Origin of the sequence: Hymenobacter frigidus, assembly GCF_014640435.1 — a bacterium.
Lineage (GTDB): Bacteria > Bacteroidota > Bacteroidia > Cytophagales > Hymenobacteraceae > Hymenobacter > Hymenobacter frigidus.
On sequence record NZ_BMGY01000026.1, the window covers coordinates 1 to 22,116 of the forward strand.

19 protein-coding genes are annotated in these 22,116 nt (G+C 60.2%); 17 read left to right on the top strand and 2 right to left on the bottom strand.

What is annotated here, in order from left to right; all coding sequences use genetic code 11:
• The first annotated feature begins 508 nt into the window (after positions 1-508).
• The 6 genes from IEW17_RS13570 (at position 509) to IEW17_RS13595 (ending at position 7,704) form a co-directional block, all read left to right on the top strand.
• Positions 509-1,648 (top strand): cystathionine gamma-synthase, encoded by a 1,140-nt coding sequence (locus IEW17_RS13570; RefSeq protein WP_188562592.1) that lies wholly within the window; start codon positions 509-511, stop codon positions 1,646-1,648.
• The gene (locus IEW17_RS13575; RefSeq protein WP_188562593.1) at positions 1,648-2,181 is read left to right on the top strand and encodes a hypothetical protein; all 534 of its coding nucleotides are present in this window, start codon (positions 1,648-1,650) and stop codon (positions 2,179-2,181) included. The genes IEW17_RS13570 and IEW17_RS13575 overlap by 1 nt, the downstream gene beginning before the upstream one ends.
• 80 nt (positions 2,182-2,261) lie before the next feature.
• Positions 2,262-2,492 (top strand): hypothetical protein, encoded by a 231-nt coding sequence (locus IEW17_RS13580; RefSeq protein WP_188562594.1) that lies wholly within the window; start codon positions 2,262-2,264, stop codon positions 2,490-2,492.
• A gap of 100 nt (positions 2,493-2,592) precedes the next feature.
• Positions 2,593-3,423 (top strand): metallophosphoesterase family protein, encoded by an 831-nt coding sequence (locus tag IEW17_RS13585; RefSeq protein ID WP_188562595.1) that lies wholly within the window; start codon positions 2,593-2,595, stop codon positions 3,421-3,423.
• Positions 3,423-4,055 (top strand): hypothetical protein, encoded by a 633-nt coding sequence (locus IEW17_RS13590; RefSeq protein ID WP_188562596.1) that lies wholly within the window; start codon positions 3,423-3,425, stop codon positions 4,053-4,055. The genes IEW17_RS13585 and IEW17_RS13590 overlap by 1 nt, the downstream gene beginning before the upstream one ends.
• 739 nt (positions 4,056-4,794) lie before the next feature.
• Entirely contained in the window at positions 4,795-7,704 is a 2,910-nt protein-coding gene (locus tag IEW17_RS13595; protein WP_188562597.1) for a TonB-dependent receptor, read from the top strand.
• A gap of 130 nt (positions 7,705-7,834) precedes the next feature.
• Here the strand turns inward: IEW17_RS13595 and IEW17_RS13600 are convergent, their stop codons facing one another.
• Positions 7,835-8,845 (bottom strand): OmpA/MotB family protein, encoded by a 1,011-nt coding sequence (locus IEW17_RS13600; RefSeq protein ID WP_229749000.1) that lies wholly within the window; start codon positions 8,843-8,845, stop codon positions 7,835-7,837.
• Between the two features lie 190 nt (positions 8,846-9,035).
• On the opposite strand from IEW17_RS13600, the gene IEW17_RS13605 reads away from it, so the two are divergent.
• The 8 genes from IEW17_RS13605 to IEW17_RS13640 all read left to right on the top strand — a co-directional run bounded on the left by IEW17_RS13605 (position 9,036) and on the right by IEW17_RS13640 (position 16,107).
• A complete protein-coding gene (locus tag IEW17_RS13605; RefSeq protein WP_188562598.1) occupies positions 9,036-10,082 on the top strand; it encodes a class I fructose-bisphosphate aldolase in 1,047 nt (348 codons plus the stop codon).
• A 159-nt stretch (positions 10,083-10,241) separates the two neighbouring features.
• Positions 10,242-11,141, top strand: a complete 900-nt coding sequence (accD, locus tag IEW17_RS13610) for an acetyl-CoA carboxylase, carboxyltransferase subunit beta (protein ID WP_188562599.1) — start codon at positions 10,242-10,244, stop codon at positions 11,139-11,141.
• A 115-nt stretch (positions 11,142-11,256) separates the two neighbouring features.
• Positions 11,257-12,003 carry a YiaD family glycine zipper/OmpA-like lipoprotein gene (locus tag IEW17_RS13615; RefSeq protein WP_188562600.1) on the top strand — a complete coding sequence of 249 codons (747 nt, stop codon included), beginning with the start codon at positions 11,257-11,259 and terminating at the stop codon, positions 12,001-12,003.
• A gap of 186 nt (positions 12,004-12,189) precedes the next feature.
• Positions 12,190-12,471, top strand: a complete 282-nt coding sequence (locus IEW17_RS13620; protein ID WP_188562601.1) for a YMGG-like glycine zipper-containing protein — start codon at positions 12,190-12,192, stop codon at positions 12,469-12,471.
• Between the two features lie 220 nt (positions 12,472-12,691).
• Entirely contained in the window at positions 12,692-13,411 is a 720-nt protein-coding gene (locus IEW17_RS13625) for a YiaD family glycine zipper/OmpA-like lipoprotein (protein ID WP_188562602.1), read from the top strand.
• Positions 13,412-13,551: 140 nt separating this feature from the next.
• The gene (locus IEW17_RS13630; protein WP_188562603.1) at positions 13,552-14,325 is read left to right on the top strand and encodes an endonuclease III domain-containing protein; all 774 of its coding nucleotides are present in this window, start codon (positions 13,552-13,554) and stop codon (positions 14,323-14,325) included.
• A 122-nt stretch (positions 14,326-14,447) separates the two neighbouring features.
• A complete protein-coding gene (locus tag IEW17_RS13635) occupies positions 14,448-15,431 on the top strand; it encodes a radical SAM protein (protein ID WP_188562604.1) in 984 nt (327 codons plus the stop codon).
• A 160-nt stretch (positions 15,432-15,591) separates the two neighbouring features.
• On the top strand, positions 15,592-16,107 hold the full coding sequence (locus IEW17_RS13640; protein ID WP_188562605.1) for a gamma carbonic anhydrase family protein: 516 nt from the start codon (positions 15,592-15,594) through the stop codon (positions 16,105-16,107).
• Positions 16,108-16,189: 82 nt separating this feature from the next.
• Here the strand turns inward: IEW17_RS13640 and IEW17_RS13645 are convergent, their stop codons facing one another.
• Entirely contained in the window at positions 16,190-17,524 is a 1,335-nt protein-coding gene (locus IEW17_RS13645; protein WP_188562645.1) for a hemolysin family protein, read from the bottom strand.
• Positions 17,525-17,837: 313 nt separating this feature from the next.
• On the opposite strand from IEW17_RS13645, the gene IEW17_RS13650 reads away from it, so the two are divergent.
• From IEW17_RS13650 to IEW17_RS13660, 3 genes are all read left to right on the top strand, one after another.
• Entirely contained in the window at positions 17,838-20,021 is a 2,184-nt protein-coding gene (locus tag IEW17_RS13650; protein WP_229749001.1) for a protein-disulfide reductase DsbD family protein, read from the top strand.
• 421 nt (positions 20,022-20,442) lie between these two features.
• Positions 20,443-20,907 (top strand): Lrp/AsnC ligand binding domain-containing protein, encoded by a 465-nt coding sequence (locus IEW17_RS13655; RefSeq protein ID WP_188562607.1) that lies wholly within the window; start codon positions 20,443-20,445, stop codon positions 20,905-20,907.
• A gap of 114 nt (positions 20,908-21,021) precedes the next feature.
• Positions 21,022-22,101, top strand: coding sequence for a glycosyltransferase family 9 protein (locus IEW17_RS13660; protein WP_188562608.1), 1,080 nt, complete (start codon positions 21,022-21,024; stop codon positions 22,099-22,101).
• Positions 22,102-22,116 lie beyond the last annotated feature (15 nt).

Genomic DNA, 22,116 nt, shown 5'->3' on the forward strand with positions numbered 1-22,116 from the left:
CCTATCAAGCTGATTTTAGCTCAAAACTCACCCTCACCCCTTAATTTTTAACACAGTTCATGTAAAAGCTCGCGCAAGAATTTCATAGGCCGCGAAGGTAGGGGCGGGGTTGGCACTGGTAAGCCCAGGTGGGAAAACCCCACCGAACTCAGTCTTTACGCCGGCCCCGGCCCGATGGCTGCCCAGCACCGAGGATTCTTGCGCGGCCACGCCGAAAAGCAGTTTCCTGGCGGTTCTGGTTGCGGGCATGCTTGGCAGGCCCAGCCGCCGGAATTTCAGCGCCCGGGCAAATATGCCTGCTTTGGACAGCTCTTGTCCGTTACCGGGCCATCTGGTCTGTAGGCGACTATTCCGTTGGGATTGGGGTAGAATTATTGGGAATGGTGGGAATAACCTTCGTCCAGCGTTTGGGCTTTGCCTTAGCCGGCGTCCGTAACTTGCCGGCCCAACGCACGGAGCTCCGCCCGCGGCTGGCGTTGGTTATCCCCTAATTACCACCTCGATTTTTATGAAATTCGCGACCAAAGCCATTCATGCCGGCGTGCACCCGGACCCCGCCACCGGGGCCATCATGACGCCTATCTATCAGACTTCGACCTACGTGCAAACCTCGCCCGGCCAGAACAAAGGCTTCGAGTACTCGCGCACCCACAACCCCACCCGCACGCAGCTGCAGGATGCCGTGGCCGCCCTCGACAACGGCAAGCACGGCCTGGCGTTTGCCTCGGGCATGGCCGCTATCGACTGCGTGGTGAAGCTGCTGCAGCCCGGCGACGAAGTGATTTCGACCAACGACCTTTACGGCGGTACCTACCGCCTGTTCACGAAAGTGTACGAGCCGCTGGGTATCAAATTCCACTTTGTGCCCATGCACGACATGGAGGCCGTGCGCGCCGTGGTGAGCCCCAAAACCAAGCTGATTTGGGTGGAAACCCCCACCAACCCGCTGCTGAACATCATCGACATTGCGGCCGCCGCCGCCGTGGCCAAAGAGGCTGGGGCGCTGCTGGCCGTGGACAACACCTTCAGCACGCCCTACCTACAAACTCCGATGGATTTGGGCGCGGACATCGTGATGTACTCGCTCACCAAATACATGGCCGGCCACTCCGATACCGTGATGGGTGCGCTCGTGGTGAACGACGACCAGCTGCACGAACGGCTGAGTTTCTACCAGAATGCCTGCGGTGGCACGCCCGGCCCCCAGGACTGCTTCCTGGTGCTGCGCGGCCTCAAAACGCTGCACATCCGCATGCAGCGGCACTGCGAAAACGGCCGCGCCGTGGCCGAATACCTGCGCCAGCACCCCAAAGTGGAGAAAGTGTACTGGCCCGGTTTCGAGAACCACCCCAACCACGCCGTGGCAGCCAGGCAGATGCGCGACTTCGGCGGCATGATTTCCTTCGTGCTCAAGGGCGATAAGCAGGAAGATGCCATCGCCGTACTCGAGAAATTCCAGTACTTCACTCTGGCCGAAAGCCTGGGTGGCGTGGAGAGCCTCAGCGGCCACCCCGCCACCATGACGCACGCCAGCATTCCGGCCGAGCAGCGCCGCAAGTCGGGCCTGAGCGACTCGCTCATCCGCCTGAGCGTGGGCATCGAGGACGCCGAGGACCTGATTGAGGATTTGGCTCAGGCCATCGGGTAATGAGAAGGCTGACTTTGCTTGTCAGCTGCGTGATGATTGGCAGTGGGCTGGGCGTAGCGCGCCCGGTCCGGCCTTTCTATCAGCCGAATCCGACGATTAGTGACCAGCCATTCAGCCGGGCCAACATTGTGCTGGCGCGCACCACTGCACCGCCCGACTCGGTGCTGGACTGCCTGGTGCATCATTTGCAGCGGGAGGGCTTTTCGCTGGATACGATGGACCGTGCCCTGGGCTTGGTCACAACCAAGGTGGAGCTGCCAGCGGCTTATTTGCCCGGCGACATGAAGATTCGGGCTATTCGGGTGGGCTCCGACTGGAAACTTACCGGCACGTATGTTATCGAGGCATACGGGAGCGGCGTGGCGTACCCCGCCGAGTTTCGGAGCATCGAAATGATGCCCGCTAAGACTGCTTTTCGAATGGTAGAAAAAGTGGCCCGCGCCATTCCCCGGGCAACGCTGCGCTACGCTCGGGGCAATGTGCGGTTCGGCGTCATGACCAAGCTGGACGTCGCGCTGAAATCGACCTGGTAACTTGTGAGCTGGCATCCGGGCAAGCCAGTGACCGTGTCGGAGCGGAAGCACGTCATTGCTGAAAAACCGTGTAAAATCGCATGCGAAAAGTGCCCAACGATGCCTTAACGCCCTTTCCGGCGCTGGGTGGGCTGCTGCTGGAGCTGCTGCGCTTCCTGACGCCCGCCGATGCCGCAGTGGGCCGGCTGGCCCCGCCCGTTGTGCAAGCTTTGCTGCCCAAGCGGTATGGAAAAAAAGCTTTGGGGCCGTCGACTTCAGGTGGCTGTCGCACCGGTAATGAGCCTGAGAAAACCTCAACTATGCCGAATTGAGGCAGAATTAATTCTCAACTCATTATTCACAAATCCTGTTTAAGGCATAATCCTGTTTCGTTTCTGTTTAGGTTGCCAGCACCGAGCTGGCTAAAATTGTATGTTATCATTATCTGCTTTGCGTGGGTGGGGCCGGGTGGTCCCGTTAGTGGCGCTGGTGGGCCTCGTCGGCTGCGACTTGCTCGAATTCAGCCCCAACGACCACCGCGTACCCGAAGAATTCACCAACCTTACTGAGAAGAATCTGGCCAAGCTGGCGGCCCGCCCGCTGCCCGCCGGCGATACCTTACGCTTCGTCTTCACCGGCGATTCGCAGCAATTCTACGACGAGGCCGAAGCCTTGGTGGCCAGCGTAAACCAGCAGCCGGGCGTGGCATTTCTGGTGGTGGCCGGCGATATTTCCGACTTCGGCCTGGCCCGCGAAATGCGCTGGGTTGATGAAAAGCTGCGCCGCCTGTCCGTGCCCTACGTCACGGTCATCGGCAACCACGATTTGGTGGGCAATGGCCGTGAGGCCTACCAGCACATCTACGGTGCGCTGGATTATTCGTTTGTGTACGGCGACACCAAGTTTACGCTGCTCGATACCAACGGCCGCGAGTATAGTTTCGACGGCTCGGCGCCTAACATGGGTTGGCTGAAACCTCAGCTTACTAATCTCGACGGGGCCCGCCGCCAAGTGGTTATTTCCCACGTGCCACCCACCAACGACGACTTCGACCCCGCCCTGCGTGCGCCCTACGTGCAGGCCCTGCGCGACGCCCCGGGCCTGGTATTCGAAATGAACGGCCACAACCACGGCTACAGCATCACGCAGCCCTACAACGACGGCGTGACCTACGTCAATTCCGACGCTTTTTCGCAGCGTCACTACATGGTGGTCACGGTGTGGGGCAACCGCCAGTTTCGCATCAAACGGGTAAAATTCTGATGAAAACGCACCTACTACCCGCCCTTTTGCTGGCTGCCGGGGGCTCCCACGCCGCCACCCCACCCGATACGGCGGCTACTGCGCTCCCCCGCGCTGCCCGTTCGGAGCGCCCCTGGTACCGGCCTACCCACCTGGCCCTGCAAACCGGTGGCGGCCTGGGTATGGTGGCCGCTGGGGCCGGCTACCAGTTCAGCAAAAACCGCCTCGAAACGGACATTCTCATCGGCTACGTGCCCAGGCGCTACGCTGGTTCCGCGCTCACGCTAGCTTCGCTGAAGTTCATGTATTCGCCCTTCCGCCTGCGGGTAGCGGAGAAAGTGCAGGTGCTGCCGCTCACGGTGGGCGCGTATTTCAGCTACACCCACGGCACCCTCAACGACGAGCTGAAGGGGCAGTATTCGAGCGACTACTACTGGTTTTCAACCGATACCCGCTACGGCCCGCTGGTTGGTGGGCGCGTCACCTACCTGGCCGCGCCAGTGGCCGCCACCGGGCAGCCCCGTAAGCTGTCATTTTATTATGAGCTGGGCAGCAACGACTTGTATTTAGCCAGTTACCTCACTAACCGCAACGGCGGCTTACGCTTCGGCCAGCTCCTGACCTTGGCGCTGGGCGTGAAAGCTGATTTTTAGCCGTAGGTTGGCCCTTGTTGATATCCTGAATGCCCCGAAGTGCCTACTTTGGGGCATTGGTCAAGCATTGGGGCTGGCTGTGCGGCTGCAAGCTGCTTACAAGGGCAAGTAGTATCAAAATGCTATTCTTGCTAGATTCAGCCCACCGCCAGGCTACGGCCCGCTGATGAAGCGCTTCTGATGGGCAAGGAAGACCGGGAGCCCAAATCGCGACTTGGCATTCCAGGGCGATGCCGATACCTTGGCTGCGCCCGTCAAGGCCCGGTGTGCCATCTGGCTGGGGCCCCCACCGTGATGCGCTAAATCGACGGCCGCCGCATCCTTATCGGCTCGGCGTGGAGTAAGCGGGCGTCGCTGCCGCCGATTTCCAGTCTAACTCATTGGCTAAAGCCCGCTTTTTATAGAATCTGGTCAGCCTGTCTGTTTGTGAGGGCGCAGCTGCTTGTGGGCGCCGTCGCTATTAGTAGGGTACCAGCCGGAGGTCGGCGAAAAAGCCGCGTTTCGCCCCATGTAGCCGGATACGAAACCAAATGGAATGAGGAAATAACCAGCTCGGTGCCGGCTGCTCAAAAATGAAATATACTAAGCTGGGTATTTGTATTGTATTTTTCAGAAAAGTGGCCTGTTTCACGCTTCTGCACTTCTTTGCCAAGCCGTTGGCCCCGTGATAAGGCTGTTTGAGGCCGCCTGGGCTCCTCTCGTTTGCTTACCTATATTTTTTTACCAAATTTTTTCCTGTATGAAAAACCTCTTACTGCTCTTGGTACTCCTGCTGGTTGGCCTTGCGGCCCAGGCCCAAAAAATAACCGTGACCGGCCGGGTGCTGGGCGCGGCGGGCGAGGCCCTACCCGGTTCGACGGTGCTGGAACGGGGCACCAGCAACGGCACCAGCACGGGCAGCACCGGCGAGTTCACGCTCACGGTGGCCCCGGCGGCGACCATTACGGTGCAGGCCATCGGCTTCGCCACCCAGCAGATTTCCCTCAATGGGCGCACCAGCCTTGATGTGCGCCTCGTGGCCGCCGCCCAGGACCTCACCGAGGTCGTCGTGACCGGCTCCCGCGCCACCGAGGGCCGCTCCAACATCCTCACTACGGCCCCGGTGGATGTGATTTCGGCCCGCGAAATCAAGGCCTTTGCCCAAACTGACGTGGCCCAGGTGCTCAGCTTCGTAGCCCCCTCGTTTCAGTCGGCCCGCCAAACCATCTCCGACGGCACCGACCACATTGACCCCGCCAGCCTGCGCGGCCTCGGCCCCGACCAGGTGCTGGTACTCGTGAACGGCAAGCGCCGCCACGCCTCTTCGCTCGTGAACGTGAACGGCACCGTGGGCCGCGGCTCGGTGGGTACCGACCTCAACGTTATTCCGGCCGCCGCCATCAAGCGCATCGAGGTGCTGCGCGACGGAGCCGCCGCCCAGTACGGCTCCGATGCCATCGCGGGCGTGATTAATATTCAGCTCAAAGACGACACCACCGGCGTGAACGTGAGCACCACCGCCGGCCAGACGGTGGAGAGCGACGGCCACGTGTTTCAGGCCGATGCCAACGTGGGCTTCGGCCTGGGCGGGCGCGGCTTTATCAACCTGAGCGGCCAGTACGTAAACCGTGGCTACACCAACCGCAGCGGCGAGGATACGGCCCCACTGCTCTACTTCGGCGACAACGGCGGCAACTACCCCGGCACGGCCAACACCCCGGCCCTGCGCCAGGCCCTTAAGGCCCGCGACGATGCCCGCGCCGCTGCCGCCGGCTACGACCGCCGCAACCTGCGCTTCGGCAACTCCGACTCGCGCAACTACGGCTTCTTCCTCAACGGCGGCTTCGACCTGGCTCCGGGCTTCGAAGCTTATCTGGCCGGCGGCATCACGCAGCGCGACGGCAAGGCTGCCGGCTTTGCCCGCCTGCCAGGCCGCTACAGTGCTCAGAACGACAGCCTGATGTACCCCAACGGCTTCCTGCCCTTCATCGAGCCCACTATTAACGACCGTTCGCTCATCGCTGGGGTGCGCGGTAAAGTGGCCGGGTTTGACTTTGATTTGGCCAACACCTACGGTCTCAACAGCCTCGACTATCGCGTCACGAACTCGCTCAACGCCAGTCTGCCGGCTGGCTCCGGGCAGCGCAGCTTCTACGGCGGCCAGCTCTTCGCCAGTCAGAACTCGACCACCCTGGGCTTCGTCCGCAAGCTCAGCGACGTGGGGCCGCTGACCACGCTCAACGTGGCGTTTGGGGGCGAGTTCCGGTCCGATAACTTTCAGATTGCCGCCGGCGAACCCACTTCGTACTCGCTGGGGCTGCCCGGCAGCGGCACCAGCCGCCGCGTGAATACCGGGCCCACCAGCACGGGCCTGGCCGCCGCCGGGGCGCAGGTGTTTCCGGGCTACCAGCCCACCGATGTCCTCAACCGCTCGCGCACCAACGTGGCCGGCTACCTCGATTTGGAAAGCGACATTGGCTCACGGCTGCTGGTGGGTCTGGCTGGCCGCGCCGAAAACTACTCCGATTTCGGCAGCAACATCAGCGGTAAGGCCTCGGCCCGCTTCAGCATCCTCGACAACCTGGCCGTGCGCGGGGCCATCAGCAACGGCTTCCGGGCCCCGTCGCTGCAGCAGCGCTATTTCACCAGCACCAGCACCCAGTTTGTGCAGGGCGTACCGCAAACCGTGCTCACCGCCAGCAACGAAAACCCGATTGTGGCGGCCTTCGGCGTGGGCTCGCTCAAGCAGGAAACGTCCATCAACTACAGCGTTGGTTTGGCCGGGCGCATTGCCCGCACCCTCACCTTCACCGTCGATGCCTACCAAATTGACCTGAAAGACCGCATCGTGCTTTCGACGCAGTTCAACCGCTTCACCAATGCCACCGTCGAAACCATCCTCACCAACGCCGGCCTCACCCGCGCCGGCAACGGGGCCGGCATCGTGCAGTTCTTCGCCAACGCCGTGAACACCCGTACCCGCGGCCTCGACGTAGTCGTCAACGAGCGCCTTACCCTCGGGGCCAAAGGCAGCCTGACGCTGACGGCTGCGGCCAACTTCACCGAAACCATCGTCACGAGCGTGAACGTGCCCAGCACCCTCGTGGCCGATGAGGGCCTGCGGAACACCTTCTTTGACCGTCAGCAGCGCGGCCGCCTCGAAAGCGCCCAGCCCAATTCCAAAATCGTGCTCAGCGGTGGCTACACCATTGGCAAGTTCGGCCTCCAGCTCCGCACCGTGCGCTTCGGCGAGGTTCGCTTCTACGACGCCCGCCTCAATCCCACGCCCACGCCCGAAGTAAGAAACTCGGCCGGCGCAGTCACATCCATCGCCGTGACCAAACCCGTTCGGTTTTCGGACATCGACCAGACCTTCGGAGCCAAATGGGTGACTGATGCCACTGTCAATTTCCAACTCCTCAAACCGCTGGGCATCGCCGTTGGGGCCAACAACATCTTCAACGTCTACCCCGACAAGTACCGCGTAAACCCCCGCAACAGCGCCACCAATTTCAGCGTGGACCCCAGCAACAGCCCCGCCATCAACGGCGACAACACCGCCTACGCTTCCAACCTCGACAACACCAACCGGGGCCGCACCCTCTACAACCCCAACCAGTTTGGTTTCAACGGGGCCTTCTACTTCGTGCGCCTGAATTACACGCTGTAGCACGGTTGGTTTTTTTAACACAAAAACGCCCCCAGCAGCCATGCTGGGGGCATTTTTGTGTCAATGCTAATGGTCAGAGTTGTCGTTACGTTTAAACTCCGGCCAGTCCGCCAGCGCATTGGCCGGGCATTTACTTGCCGCCCACCGAGTTGCCGCCCAGAATCTGAAACAGCTCGTCGAGCTTGGGGGTAAGAATGATTTCGGTGCGGCGGTTCATGGCCTTGTTCTGGGGCGAGTCGTTGGGGGCTACCGGCACGTACTGGCCACGTCCCGAGGCCGTGACGCGCTCCGGCGAAACGCCCGCCGTGGTGAGCAGGCGGGCAATTTCGGTGGCGCGCAGGGCGCTCAGGTCCCAGTTGTCGGCGAGGCCGGCGGTGCCGCGCAGAATGGGCACGTTGTCGGTGTGGCCTTCCACCACCACGTTCACGTCCTTCTGTTCCTGGAGCACGGTAGCCAGCGTTTTCAGGGCTTCCTGGCCTTTGGGGTCCACTTTGGTTGAACCCGATTTGAACAGCAGCTGCTCGGAGAGCGACACGTAGACCTTGCCATCCTTCAGCTTCACCTGCAGGTCGCTGCTGTTGAAGTTGAGCAGGGCCTTGCTCACGCGGGCTTTCAGGTCGGCCACGGCCTGGTCCTTGTCGGCCAGGGCTTTGGTGAGCTCGGTGAGGCGCACTTCGCGAGTTTTCAGGTCGGCGGCGAGGCGGTCGTTGGCGGCTTTGCTTTTTTGAAGCGTGGTTTCCAGCTCGCCTAGTTCGGCCTCGCGGCGGGCCAGGTCTTTGGCTACTTTGTTGTAGTCCGAGGACTTATTGGCCAGCTCCCGGTCACTGTTCTTGAGCAGCTTGTCGTAGCTGTTGTTCAGCTCGTTGTAGAGGCTGCGGGTTTTGCGGTAGGCCGAGCCGGTTTCGGCCGAGTCGGTCACGAGGCGCTTTTGGGTGAGGCGGAGCTGGGCCAGCTCATCGGAGGCCTTTTGCAGCTCGGCGGTGGCCCCGCGGTACTGGCGCTCCACGGCGGCTTTGCCTTCGGCATCGGCCTTTTGGCGGGCGCTGAGGTCATCGTATTTCTTGGCGGTGACACAGCTGTTGAGGACCGGGGCGGCCAACAGCGAGAGGGCCAGCAGGGCAGGGGAGAAGGGGATTTTCACAATCGAAATAGGCAAGATACCAAGCCGTCGGCGTGCCGGACTGCCCGGCCGCGTTGGCCCGGCAAGGTAGCGCCTGGCGCGCAGCCAGCCGGGTAAAATCCCGGTTAGGCTTAGGTTTTCAACCTATATTTGCCTTACTCCCTAAGCGGGGTACTGCCCGCTGAAATCCACCTTAATTCGCTCAAGATTAATGGCCTCCACTCTCGTCCTCAGCCCTGAAAACGAAGCGTTGCTCACCTACCAGGCCCGCGTGGGCCGGGAGCTGATTCACGCCCCCGGCCCCGATTTTATGGACCGCTGCTTCGTGCCCGGTAGCCGCACGCCGCAAGTGCTGCGCAGCCTCGGAGCCATCTACAACCACGGCCGGCTGAGCGGCACGGGCTACCTCAGCATCCTGCCCGTCGACCAGGGCATCGAGCACACGGCCGGGGCCTCGTTTGGGCCGAATCCGATGTATTTCGACCCCGAAAATATCCTGCGCCTGGCCGTGGAAGGGGGCTGCAACGCGGTGGCTACCACCTTCGGTACCTTTGGTACGGTGGCCCGCAAATACGCCCACAAAATTCCGTTTCTGGTCAAAATCAACCACAATGAGCTGATGACCTTCCCCAATAAGTACGACCAGATTCTGTTCGGCTCGGTGCGGCAGGCCTGGGACATGGGCGCTACCGCCGTGGGGGCCACCGTGTACTTCGGCTCGAGCGAAAGCAACCGCCAGATTCAGGAAATATCCGCGGCCTTCGAGGAAGCGCACGCGCTGGGCATGGCCACCGTGCTCTGGTGCTACATCCGCAACAACTCCTTCAAAACCAACGATAAGGACTTTCATGTTGCCGCCGACCTCACCGGCCAGGCCAACCACCTGGGTGTGACCATGGGGGCCGACATCATCAAGCAGAAGCTGCCCGAAAACAACGGCGGCTTCCCGGCCCTGAAGTTCGGCAAAACCTTCCCGGCCATGTACGACCAGCTCAGCACCGACCACCCCATCGACCTCACCCGCTACCAGGTGCTGAATTGCTACGCCGGCCGCATCGGGCTCATCAACTCGGGTGGCGAAAGCCGGGGCGCTACCGACCGCGAAGAGGCCCTGCGCACGGCCATCATCAACAAGCGCGCGGGTGGCCAGGGCCTGATTTCGGGCCGCAAAGCCTTCCAGCGGCCGTTTGCCGAGGGCGTGGAGCTGCTCAATGCCATTCAGGACGTGTACCTCGATAGCCGGATTACGTTGGCTTAGGGCTGAAACGGCGGCCTGCAAGGCAGCGCGCGGCAGCATGAGTTATGACTTATCTTTGACGCCCGGTTTTACTCAGCCACGGCAAGCCCGAAGCTTGCGGCTCCTCCTCAATATAAAAGCTGCTGGCTACCCGCTAAAAGCTACTAGTTTACAGAAAATATGGCCTGGTTCAAGCGCGTAGAAAAGGGCATCGTCACCCCCACCGACCAGAAAAAAGAGACCCCCGACGGTCTCTGGCACAAGTGCCCGGAGTGCAAAACGGTGGCTACCATGGCCGAGCACAAGCGCCTGCTGCACGTGTGCGGCAACTGCAACCACCACGGCCGCATCGACGCGGCTGACTACTTCGAGTTTCTGTTTGATAAGGGCGAATTCACGGAGCTGGATGCCAACCTGACTTCCGGCGACCCGCTGCGCTTCGTCGACACCAAAGCTTACCCACAGCGGGTGGTGGCCACCGAGCGCAACACCGGCCTGAAAGACGCCGTGCGCACCGGCCACGGCCTGAGCGCCGGCCAGCCGCTGGTGGTGGCAGCCATGGATTTCAAGTTTATCGGGGGCTCAATGGGCTCGGTGGTGGGTGAGAAAATCGCCCGCGCCATCGACTACGCCCGCCAGAACCGCACCCCGTTCCTCATGATTTCGCGCTCCGGTGGGGCCCGCATGATGGAAGCTGGCTACTCGCTGATGCAGATGGCCAAAACCTCGGCCAAGCTGGCGCTGCTTTCCGAAGCCGGCGTGCCCTATGTGTCGCTGCTGACTGACCCGACCACGGGCGGCGTCACGGCTTCGTTTGCCATGTTGGGCGACTTTAATATTGCCGAGCCTGGTGCGCTTATCGGTTTTGCCGGCCCGCGCGTCATCAAGGAAACCATTGGCAAGGACTTGCCCAAGGGCTTTCAGAGCGCCGAATTTGTGCTGGAGCACGGCTTCCTCGACTTTATCGTGGACCGGCGCGAGCTTAAGCAGCGCCTGGCCGACTTGTTGGGCATGCTGCAGCCCGCACCGGTTGCCGCCGAGCCCAATGCGGCCCGCCGCACTTCCACGAAAGTGCACTAAAAGTTTGCAAATGCAGTTTTTTGCTTTCGGCACACTTATTGGAAACCTGCTTCTTATACCGGAGCGGGTTTTTTCCGTATACGGCCCCAAATACCTTCACCAAACACCCTTTTACATGAATACCTCCAAATCCCTTCTTTCTGTGCTGATGGCTTTCGTACTGCTGTTCAGTTCCTGCGTCACCTCGCAGCAAGGCAGCAGCACTCAACCCGACCTCTCGACTAACAACGGCTCCGGTGCCCGCAAAACCGGCATGAGCAAAACCGCCAAAGGCGGCTTGATTGGTGCCGGTACCGGCGCGGCGGCCGGTGCTATTCTGGGCCGTATAATTGGCGGGGGGCGTGGTACCGCCATTGGCGCAATCGTGGGAGCCGCCGCTGGCGGTACCACGGGTGCCATTATCGGCCGCAAAATGGACAAGCAGGCCGCTGACCTCCAGAAAGATATGCAGAACGCCAAAGTGGAGCGCGTGGGCGAAGGCATCAAAATCACCTTCGACTCGGGCATTCTCTTCGATACGAACTCGGCCACGTTGCGCGCTGCTTCAGAAACGGACATCACCAAAATGGCGGCTATTCTGCAGAAATACCCCGACACCAACGTGCTAGTGGAAGGCCACACCGATAACTCGGGTTCGGATGCCATCAACCAGCCCCTCTCCGAGCGCCGTGCCCAGGCCGTGGCTACTTCGACCATCGCCAAGGGCGTGTCGTCGAGCCGCGTCACCACTCAAGGTTACGGCTCGACCCAGCCCATAGGTGATAATTCGAGTGTTGAAGGCAAGCAAGCTAACCGCCGCGTAGAAATCGCCATTTACGCGAACGAAAAAATGAAAAAAGCTGCTGAGAAAGGCACGCTGTAAGCCAGAGACCGGGGCCTGATTGGTGCCGGTGATGAAAAGGCCGCCTGCAAGGGCGGCCTTTTTTGTGCTCGCCACCGAGTGGATAAGGGCTGATTCGGCTATTGTTTCGGCTTTGATTAGTAACCCTGGTTGTTGTGCCTGCGTTGAAATCCTGATATTTTCCCCATCATTTTAACTGTATTTCCCATGAAATTTTCCAGCGTAGCATTCGCCTTTCTATTGATGTTCTTCGTTCTGGCCGGCTCTACTGTCCAGGCACAAACTCCCAGGAAGGGTTGGAGCAACAAGGCTAAAGGTGCCGCCATCGGGGGTGGTGCCGGGGCCGTGACGGGAGCCGTGATTGGCGGCGGTAAGGGTGCTATTATCGGCGGCGCGGTGGGTGTTGTGGGCGGTGGCCTGATTGGGCGCAAAAGAGACAAGAAGAGAGACCCCGCCCGTTATAACGCGTACCGGAATAAAAGAAAGTAGTGCTGGCTCATTACTGAGCTTGTGAGACCACTGAAACGGCCTTGCCCATCCGGCAGGGCCGTTTTTTGACTTTTGGCTGGTGCCGGCTAGGTTTGGTCGGGCAGGGAGGTGCGTTGAACCCAAATAGTTTGGCAAGGTGGTTGCAAATGGCGTACTTGCCGGCCCGTTGCGTACGTAACGGCTTCTAATAGGCATTTTTTATCAAAACCCTTTTTTTAACATGAAAATTTTTCGTTCGTCCCTGACCTTTCTGTTGGCGCTGCTGCTGTTGGTAAATACTTTCGCCCAGGCCCAAACTTCCACCGTTTCAACTGGTCGGCCTAAAGGCAAAATGAGCAAAACCCTCAAAGGTGGCCTGATTGGCGGCTTGGGTGGTGCCGTAGTCGGTGGCGTGGCTGGCCGCCTGATTGGTGGTAAGTCGGGCACCGCCAAAGGTGCCATCATCGGAGCCGTGGTAGGCGGTGCCGGTGGAGCCCTCATCGGCCGCAGAATGGACAAACAGGCCGCTGAATTGCGCCGCGACCTGGAAGGTGCCAAAGTAGAGCGCGTGGGCGAAGGCATCAAAATTACCTTCGCTTCGGGCATCCTGTTCGGCACCAACTCGTCGAGCCTCACGCCGGAAGCTGCTGGCAACATCGACCAGCTGGCTGCTACGGTGAAAAAATACGCCGATACCAACGTGGTAGTTGAAGGCCACACCGACAGCTCGGGTTCGGACGCCATCAACCAGCCCCTCTCCGAGCGTCGTGCTCAGGCCGTGTCGAACGAGATTCAGGGCCAGGGCGTGGATTCCGGCCGCGTCACGGCTACGGGCTACGGCTCGACCCAGCCCGTGTCCGACAACACCTCGGCGTCCGGCAAAGCCGCCAACCGCCGCGTAGAGGTAGCCATCTTCGCCAACGAGAAGATGCAGAAAGCTGCCAAGCGCGGCCAATTGTAAGAACTCGCTCCCGCGTCCAAAGCGGAAGTAGTTGATTGAAAAGCCGGCGACCTGTTGTGGTCGTCGGCTTTTTTGTGCCCGGACCAGTTGGGTTATTTATTTCGGGCAACCTTGCCCCGTGCCAACCGGTACAACCGGCCATGCCCGCACCCGACGCCACCTACGCCACGCCCGCCGTTGAAAAAGCCTGGGCCGACCACCAGATTCTGGACTATTTCTACGGCCACCTGCCGCCCGAACCGCGCCGCAGGCCCATGCGCGAGCTGATTTCTACCGTCCTCTCGCACCGCACCACCCACGCCGATGAGGAACTGGCCTACGACCGGATGCTGGAGGCTTTCGGCGACTGGCCCGGTGTGCTGGCCGCCCCCACCGCCGACCTGGCCCACGCCATTCGCACCACGCGCTGGCCCGATACGCAGGCCCCGCGCATTCAGGAAATCCTGCGTCGCATTCAGGCCGAAACCGGTGGGCCATTCGACTTGGACTTTCTGGCTGACTGGCCACTGGAAAAAGGCATGGCTTGGCTCACCGACATGCCCGGCATCGGCCTGAAAACGGCTTCGCTGCTCCTGCTTTTTAATTACCAAAAGGTGGTGCTACCCGTTGATACCCACGTGCACCGCGTGGCGCAACGGGTGGGCTTTTTGGGCCCAAAAGTGTCGGTAGAAAAGGCGCACAGCGTACTGCTGGCTCTGCTGCCAGCCGATGCCGAGACGCTGTTCAATTTCCACAAGCACAACTACTGGCACGGGCAGCAAATCTGCTTTTTTTTGAAGCCAAACTGCGCCCGCTGCCCACTCAAAGGGTTTTGCAATTATTACCAGGAGCATTACGGTGAGGCTACAGCCGACGCCTTGGCCGCCACGCCAACGCAGTGGGACCCGGCCGCGTGGGGCCAGCTACCGCATTAGGGGCGGGTCATGCTGAGCGCAGTCGAAGCATCTCTACCGCAACAGTAAATGAGATTACTTGTGCAGTAGAGATGCTTCGACTGCGCTCAGCATGACGTTCCAGGGGCCGTACCTTTACGCCAATGCGCCTCGTCAAGCACCCAGTCCTCTGCAATTACTACGTCACGTACCGCTGCAATGCGAAGTGTGCGTTTTGTGATATCTGGGAAAAGCCATCGCCCTACATCACGCTGGAGGACGTGGCCAGCAACCTGCGCGACCTCAAGCGCCTGGGCGTGTCGGTGATTGACTTCACGGGTGGCGAGCCGCTGCTGCACCGTCAGCTGCCCGAGTTTCTGGGGCTGGCCCGCGATTTGGGCTTCATTACTACGGTTACGACCAACGGCCTACTGTACCCCAAAAACGCCGAAAAGCTGCGCGGCAAGGTCGATATGCTGCACTTCTCGCTCGACTCGGCCGACCGCGACACCCACGACCTGGGCCGTGGTGTGGCCTGCTACGATTTCGTGCTCGAAAGCATTCGCGTGGCCAAGGAACTGGGCGAGCGGCCGGATATTCTCTTCACCGTCTTCCGCAAAAACCTGGCGGACCTGGAGGCCGTGTACCGCGACATTACCCAGCCCAATGGCCTCGTGCTCATCCTAAATCCCGCTTTTGAGTACGGCGACGTGGAAACCGGCGAGCAGCTTACGGCCGAGGAGCTGGACTACCTCTCCGCCTTTGGCAAGCGCAAGGGCGTCTACCTGAACGAAGCCTTCATCGGGCTGCGGCGCGACGGTGGCAACCACGTGGCTGCGCCCGTGTGCCGGGCCGCCAGCACCACGCTGGTCATCTCGCCCAGCAACGAGCTGGTGCTGCCCTGCTACCACCTCGGCGAGCAGAAATTCCCCATTGAAGGCAAGTTATTCGACCTCTACCACGCACCCGAAACCCAGCGCTTAGCCGCGCTCGAAGGTCGCCTGCCCGCCTGCGAAGGCTGCACCATCAACTGCTACATGCAGCCCAGCTTCGCGGTGGAAACCAGTAAGTATTTCTGGCAGGCCCTGCCGAGTACGCTCAAGTATAATTGGGAAAAGGGGACGTGGAAGCGCCTGCTGCGGGCGTAAAGAAATATAAAACAGAACGTCATGCTGAGCTTGTCGAAGCATCTCGACCGCGCAAGTAATTCAATGGACTCAACGAAGCGGTAGAGATGCTTCGACAAGCTCAGCATGACGTTCTTTTGCTCATTGCTCATTGCTCATTGCTCATTGCTCATTGTAAAATATGCCCGCCCTCATCCTTCCCGTTCACGGCATTTCGCCCACTATTCCCGCCGACTGCTTCATTGCTGATAATGCTACCATCGTGGGCGATGTGGTGCTGGGTTCCAAATGCACCGTCTGGTTCACGGCCGTGATTCGCGGCGATGTGCACCGCATCCGTATCGGCGACGAAACCAACATTCAGGACGGTGCGGTACTGCACTGCACCTACCAAAAAGCGCCGCTGAGCATCGGCAGCCGCGTCAGCATTGGGCACCGGGCACTGGTACACGGCTGCACGGTGGCGGATGATGTGCTCATCGGCATGGGGGCCATCGTGATGGACCACGCCGTGGTGGGCACGGGCTGCATCATCGCGGCCGGGGCCGTGGTGCTGGAAAATTTTGTGTGCGAGCCGGGCTTTTTGTATGCCGGGGTACCCGCCAAAAAGATTAAGCCAGTGACGGAGGAGCAGCGCGCAGGACTGAAGCGCACGGCGGCCAACTACCAGACTTACGCCAGTTGGTTTAAAAGTTAAAAGGTGGGAGTTGAAAGTTAAGAAGGCCCGCTTGAGTCGTCAAGCGGGCCTTTTTAACTTTTAACTCCCACCTTTTAACTAACTACACCTCGCCGCCCATTTCCCCACGCGGGGCCTCACGTTCGGCGGCTGTAGTCACGCGCAGCTGCACCAGCTCCACGGCGCGGCGCGAGCGTTGCAGCACGCGGAATTCGTAGGGGTCGAGCACGGCAACATCGCCCACTTCCGGAATGCTGCCGTAGATGACGTTGAGCAGGCCGCCCACCGTTTCGTAGTCCTCACCCTCGGGCAGGGGGAAGGGGAGGTACTCGTTGGCGTCGGAGATGGGCGTGGCAGGATTTACGCGGTACTCGTCCTCGGCCACTTTTTCTACCACCGGCACTTCGTTGTCGTACTCGTCCTGGATTTCGCCCACCAGCTCCTCCATAATGTCCTCGATGGTGACGATGCCCGACACGCCGCCGAATTCGTCGCTCACCACGGCCATCACAATGTGCTTGCGCTGGAACTGGCGCAGCAAGCGGTTTATTTTCTTGGTTTCGGGCACGAAGTAGGGCGGCCGCATGATGCGGGCCAGCTCCACGGCCTCGCCGCGCCGGATGATGGGCAGCAGGTCCTTCACATTGAGCACGCCCACAATGTTGTCGATGTTGCCCTCGTACACCGGCATGCGCGAGAAGCCTTCGGCGAAGATGACGTCCAGAATCTGCTCCACGGGCGCGTGCACGTCCAGGGCCGACAGTTTGGTGCGGGGCACCATTATCTGCTTCACCATGCGGTCGTTGAACTGAAACACATTTTCAATCAACTCGTGTTCGGAATCCTGAATTTCGCCGCTCTCCTTACTCTGGTCCAGCAGCATGCGCAGCTCGTCAGAAGTGTGGGCCTCGTTGCCGTGGCCGGGGTTTACACCAAACATGCGCAGCACAAAGTTCGACAGCTTATTCAGCACCCAAATGGCTGGGAAGCTGATGATGTAGAACAAGCGCAGCGGCAGGGCCACCGCCAGACTCAGGGCCTCGGGCCGCTGAATGGCCAGCATTTTGGGAGCCTGCTCGCCAATAACGATGTGCAGCACCGTGATGGTAGCAAACGATACCGGCAGTGCAATCTGGTGGGCCAGTTCGGCCGTCACGTCCAGGTTGAGGGCGTGCACGGCTGCCAGGATAATGGCCGCCACCACGCTTTCACCAATCCAGCCCAGGCCCAGCGAGGCCAGCGTGATGCCCAGCTGCGAAGCCGATAGGTAGGCTTCCAGGTCTTGTAACATGGTGAGCGTGAGGCGGGCCAGGCGATTGCCCTCCTTGGCTTTGAGCTCGATCTGCGAGAGTCGTACTTTGACCAGCGCGAACTCGGCAGCCACAAAAAAACCGTTTACAAGAACCAGTAAAACGGTGAATAATATTTTTAAACCCATGTCGGCGGCCCCCGCGACGCGGTCGGTCTGGAGGCCTTTGTTGCCCAAAAGTACGCAAGTTTGACGCAGGTAGTTGGCGCGATGAACTTTCGGCTCGTCCGTTTGTCATCCGGACAGCCTTATTTTGTGGTTGGAAGCGGGTGTAAGCTAATGCGGCTTCCGTCGACTACCCGGCCGTAGCGCCGGGTTGGTAGGCTGCAACGAAGGCCTGCCGTTTCCGGTTAGCAAGAGTAGACCTTGGCAATAGCAAGGCCTGAAGTATCGTAACAAGTCAATGAAGAATTCCTGGATTATTAATTTCTTACTGCTCCTTTTGGGCCTGACTGGGCCCGTAGCTGCCCAGATTCTGACCCCCACGCACCTGAGCACGGCCCTGAGCCGGCCCACTGCCAAAGTGGGCGACGAGGTAGAGCTAATTATAAATGCGCGCATCGATGACAAGTGGCACCTCTACGCCTCAGATTTTAGCGATGAGGTGGGCCCTGTTGTTTTTACCTTGAAGTTCACGCCCAATCCGGCTTATGCGCTGGTTGGTAAGCTGCAGGCCATTAAGTCTCACCACGAGCAGGACGAAGTCTTTAAAGGCGAAGTGGCCTTTTGGGAAAAAACCGGCCAGATGCGCCAGCGCATTAAAGTGCTGCAGCCCGGCCCGCTCACCATTTCGGCCGCGGCCGACTACCAAAGCTGCACCACCGTAGACGGCAAGTGCGTGCCCGGCAGCGAAACCCTGAAATTCGGGGCGCTGGCGGTGACTGGTGCCGCTGCCCCAGCCAAGGCTACCAGTACCGCGCCGCCCGCCACTGCCGAAACGAAAGTTGCCGACGTGTCGGCCCCGGTTGTGGCTCCCGCCACGGCGGCCCAGCCCGCAGCTATAACCACCGATTCGGCGGCCCGGTTGGCCGTTGCTTCTGCGCCTACAACCCCGGCTGCCGCTGCCCCCACCGAGGCCGAAGCAGCCCCAGCCCCGGCCGTAGCCGGCGTGGCGATGAATGCCGACCCCGTGAATAAAGCCGGCGGCTTATGGGCCTTCGCGCTGCTGGCCTTCACCTTCGGGCTGGCTGCGCTGGTCACGCCCTGCGTGTTCCCGATGGTGCCGATGACGGTTTCGCTCTTCACCAGCGGTAACGATAGCCGCCAGCGGGGTATTTTCAAGGCACTGGTGTACGGTGCCAGCATCATTGCCATCTATGTGCTGATGGGCGTGTTGGTGTCGGTACTGCTGGGCGAAGACGGGCCCAACCTCATTGCCACGCATTGGCTGCCCAACCTGATTTTCTTCGCGGTATTCGTCGTGTTTGGCCTTTCTTTTCTGGGGCTGTTTGAAATCACGCTGCCCCACCAGATTGTGAATACCGTGGATACCCAGGCCGACAAAGGTGGCTGGGCGGGCATCTTCTTCATGGCCCTCACGCTGGTGGTGGTGTCGTTTTCGTGCACGGCGCCCATCGTGGGCAGCATTTTGAGCCTGGCCGCCCGCGGCGAGCGCATTCAGCCCATCGTGGGCATGCTGGGTTTCTCGTTGGCGTTTGCGCTGCCGTTCACGCTGTTTGCCATCTTCCCATCGTGGCTGAAAAGCCTGCCCCGCTCCGGCGGCTGGCTCAATACCGTGAAAGTGGTGCTGGGCTTTGTGGAGTTGATGCTGGCCCTCAAGTTCCTGAGCACCGCCGACCTGGCCTACCACTGGCACCTGCTCAACCGCGACGTGTACATTGTGCTTTGGGTGGTGTTGTCGGCGCTGCTGGGCTTTTACTTGCTGGGTAAGTTCCGCCTCTCGCACGATTCGCCGCTCGACCACCTCAGCGTGGGCCGTTTGCTGATGGCCGTGCTGGCGTTCGCCTTTGCGGTGTACTTGGTGCCGGGCCTGTTTGGTGCGCCGCTGCCGCTGCTGGCCGGTTACCTGCCGCCCCAAAGCAAGCGCGATTTCTCGCTGGCCACCACTGCTATTGGCGGTAGCTCGCCGGTTGCCACCGCTGCTTCAACTAGTGCGGTGCCGCGCGAAATCCCGCGCTTCGGTGAGTTCCTGGAACTGCCCCATAACCTCGACGGCTATTTCGACCTGGAGCAGGCCAAGCGCGTGGCTCGCCTGGAGCACAAGCCCATTTTTATCGACTTTACGGGCCACGCCTGCGTCAATTGCCGCAAGATGGAGGCTACCGTATGGAATGACCCGCTGGTGCTGGATAAGCTGCGCAATAACTATGTAGTAGTGGCGCTGTACGTGGACGATAAAACCGAGCTGCCGCAAAAGGAATGGTATACTTCTACCCACGACAACCAGGTCAAAACCACGCTTGGCAAGCAAAACGCCGATTTGCAGATAACGCGCTACGGCTTCAACGCCCAGCCCTACTATGTGCTGCTCGACCCCGATGACGCAACCAATCAGCCTTTGATTACGCCCATTGCTTATGAGCCGGACGCTGCGCAATTCAGCGCCTTCCTGCAGGCTGGTTTACAACAGTTTAATAATCAGCGCACGCCCGTAGCAGCTCGGTAAGCTTCCTTTCAATGGGCTACTCACCCATTGTTCCATTCCACCCGTTTTCCCTCCTTGCTTTCTACCATAAACACGAAGAGGCGGCCCCCACCCAGAGGCCGCCTCTTACTAATTGTGAGGAGCGCATCCACCCAGATGCGCCGCCCCGTTTTCCCCTCTTCTCCTCCGTATCCAACCACAGCAGTAGTGAAAGGAATGCACCTTTCTTAGGGAGGTTAGCTGGCGGGATTGCCGATTAATCGGTCATATCTGCCTGCTGTACCCCGCTATTTTGTTGCCGTGGTCTTCTGCCTTGGATTGTAACAAATGTAAGCGGGTGAGCTATATGATGCAAATAATTTCATTGTTTAACTAGAAATTTGTGAAAAGTTAAATTTTAACCTTCTAATTTTGTATTGTATTTAAATCCTTTCTGCAAAACATGGCCCGGAATTACGAACTTGATGATACTGACCGTAGTATCCTGAATCTGCTCATCCAGGATGCAAAAATGCCCTACACCGAAATTGCCCGCAGGGTAAATGTATCGGGCGGCACGGTGCACGTGCGTATGGCCCGGCTTGAGGAACTTGGCATTGTGCAGGGTGCTACCCTGCGCATCGACTACCAAAAACTGGGCTACGGCGTCAGTGCTTTTCTAGGTATCTACCTGCTGAAAAGCTCGGAATATACCGGCGTGGTGAAACAGCTGCGCGATATCCCGGAAGTAGTGAGCATTCATTTCACCACCGGGGCCTACGGCGTATTTGCCCGGCTGCTGTGCCGCGACACGCAGCACTTGCGCGACGTCCTGCATGACCGGATTCAGCCCATCGATGGCATTGAGCGCACCGAAACCCTGATTTCGCTGGAAGAAGTCATCAACCGTCCGGCCAACCTCACGTAGGCCATCTGGTAGCAGTGGTTGGCCCCGGTTGAGCAATTGCCTCGGCCGGAGCCAACGGCTGTGGTCGATACGGCCGCTTATCCGAGCAGGCGGCCGTAATTTTGTGGCCCGCTCATGCCACATTCTTCGCCCGCCACGCTGCTCATCCAAACCGCTTTCATTGGCGACGTTATTCTGATGACGGCGTTGCTGGAATATCTGGCCCTGCACGAGCCCACCACCCCCGTGGACGTGCTGGTGCGGCGCGGCAACGAAAGCCTGCTCGTCGGCAATCCGCACGTACGGAACGTGCTGATTTGGGACAAGAAACACCGTAAATACGCCAACCTGTGGCAACTGCTCCGCCAGGTGCGGGCTACCGGCTACGGCCGGGTAGTCACGCTGCAGCGCTTTGCCAGTACGGGCTTTCTCACGGCTTTCTCGGGCGCGGCCGAGCGGGTAGGCTTCGCTAAAAATCCCTTTAGCCGCTTCTTCACGCGCCGCACGCCGCATGTTATTGGCGACGGCACGCACGAGGTTGCGCGTAACCTTTTGCTGCTGGGCAGGGGCGGGGAATTAAAAATTGGAAAGGAAAGTGGGCCACCACCGCCTGTTCTTAATTCTTCATTTTTAATTTTTAATTCCCTTGGTCCCCGGCTGTACCCCTCAGCCACCGACGAGGCGGCTGTAGCCCCCTACGCTGCAGCAGGCCCCTACATCTGCCTGGCTCCAACGTCGGTCTGGTTTACCAAGCAGTATCCGGAAGAAAAGTGGCTGGAGCTGCTGGCTGCTTTGCCCACCGGCCTGCGGGTGTACCTACTTGGCGGCCCGCCCGACGTGGCCGCCTGCGAGCGCCTGGCCGCCGCCAGCGGCCAGGCTAACGTGACCAGCTTGGCCGGCCAGATTGGCCTGTTGGCGTCGGCTGCCCTCATGCGCGGCGCCGTGATGAATTACGTCAACGATTCGGCCCCGATGCACCTGTGCTCGGCCGTGGACGCACCCGTGACGGCCGTGTTTTGCAGCACCGTGCCCGCGTTTGGGTTTGGGCCGCTCAGCCCGGTTTCGTTCGTGGTGGAAACCCCGGAGGCGCTGGCGTGCCGGCCGTGTGGGCTGCACGGGCACGCTGCCTGTCCGCTGGGGCACTTCCGCTGCGCGCACAGCATTGAGGTAGGGCAACTGTTGGCGGCGTTGCCGGTTAAGGTAGCGCAAACTTGAGCTACGGCCTCACGT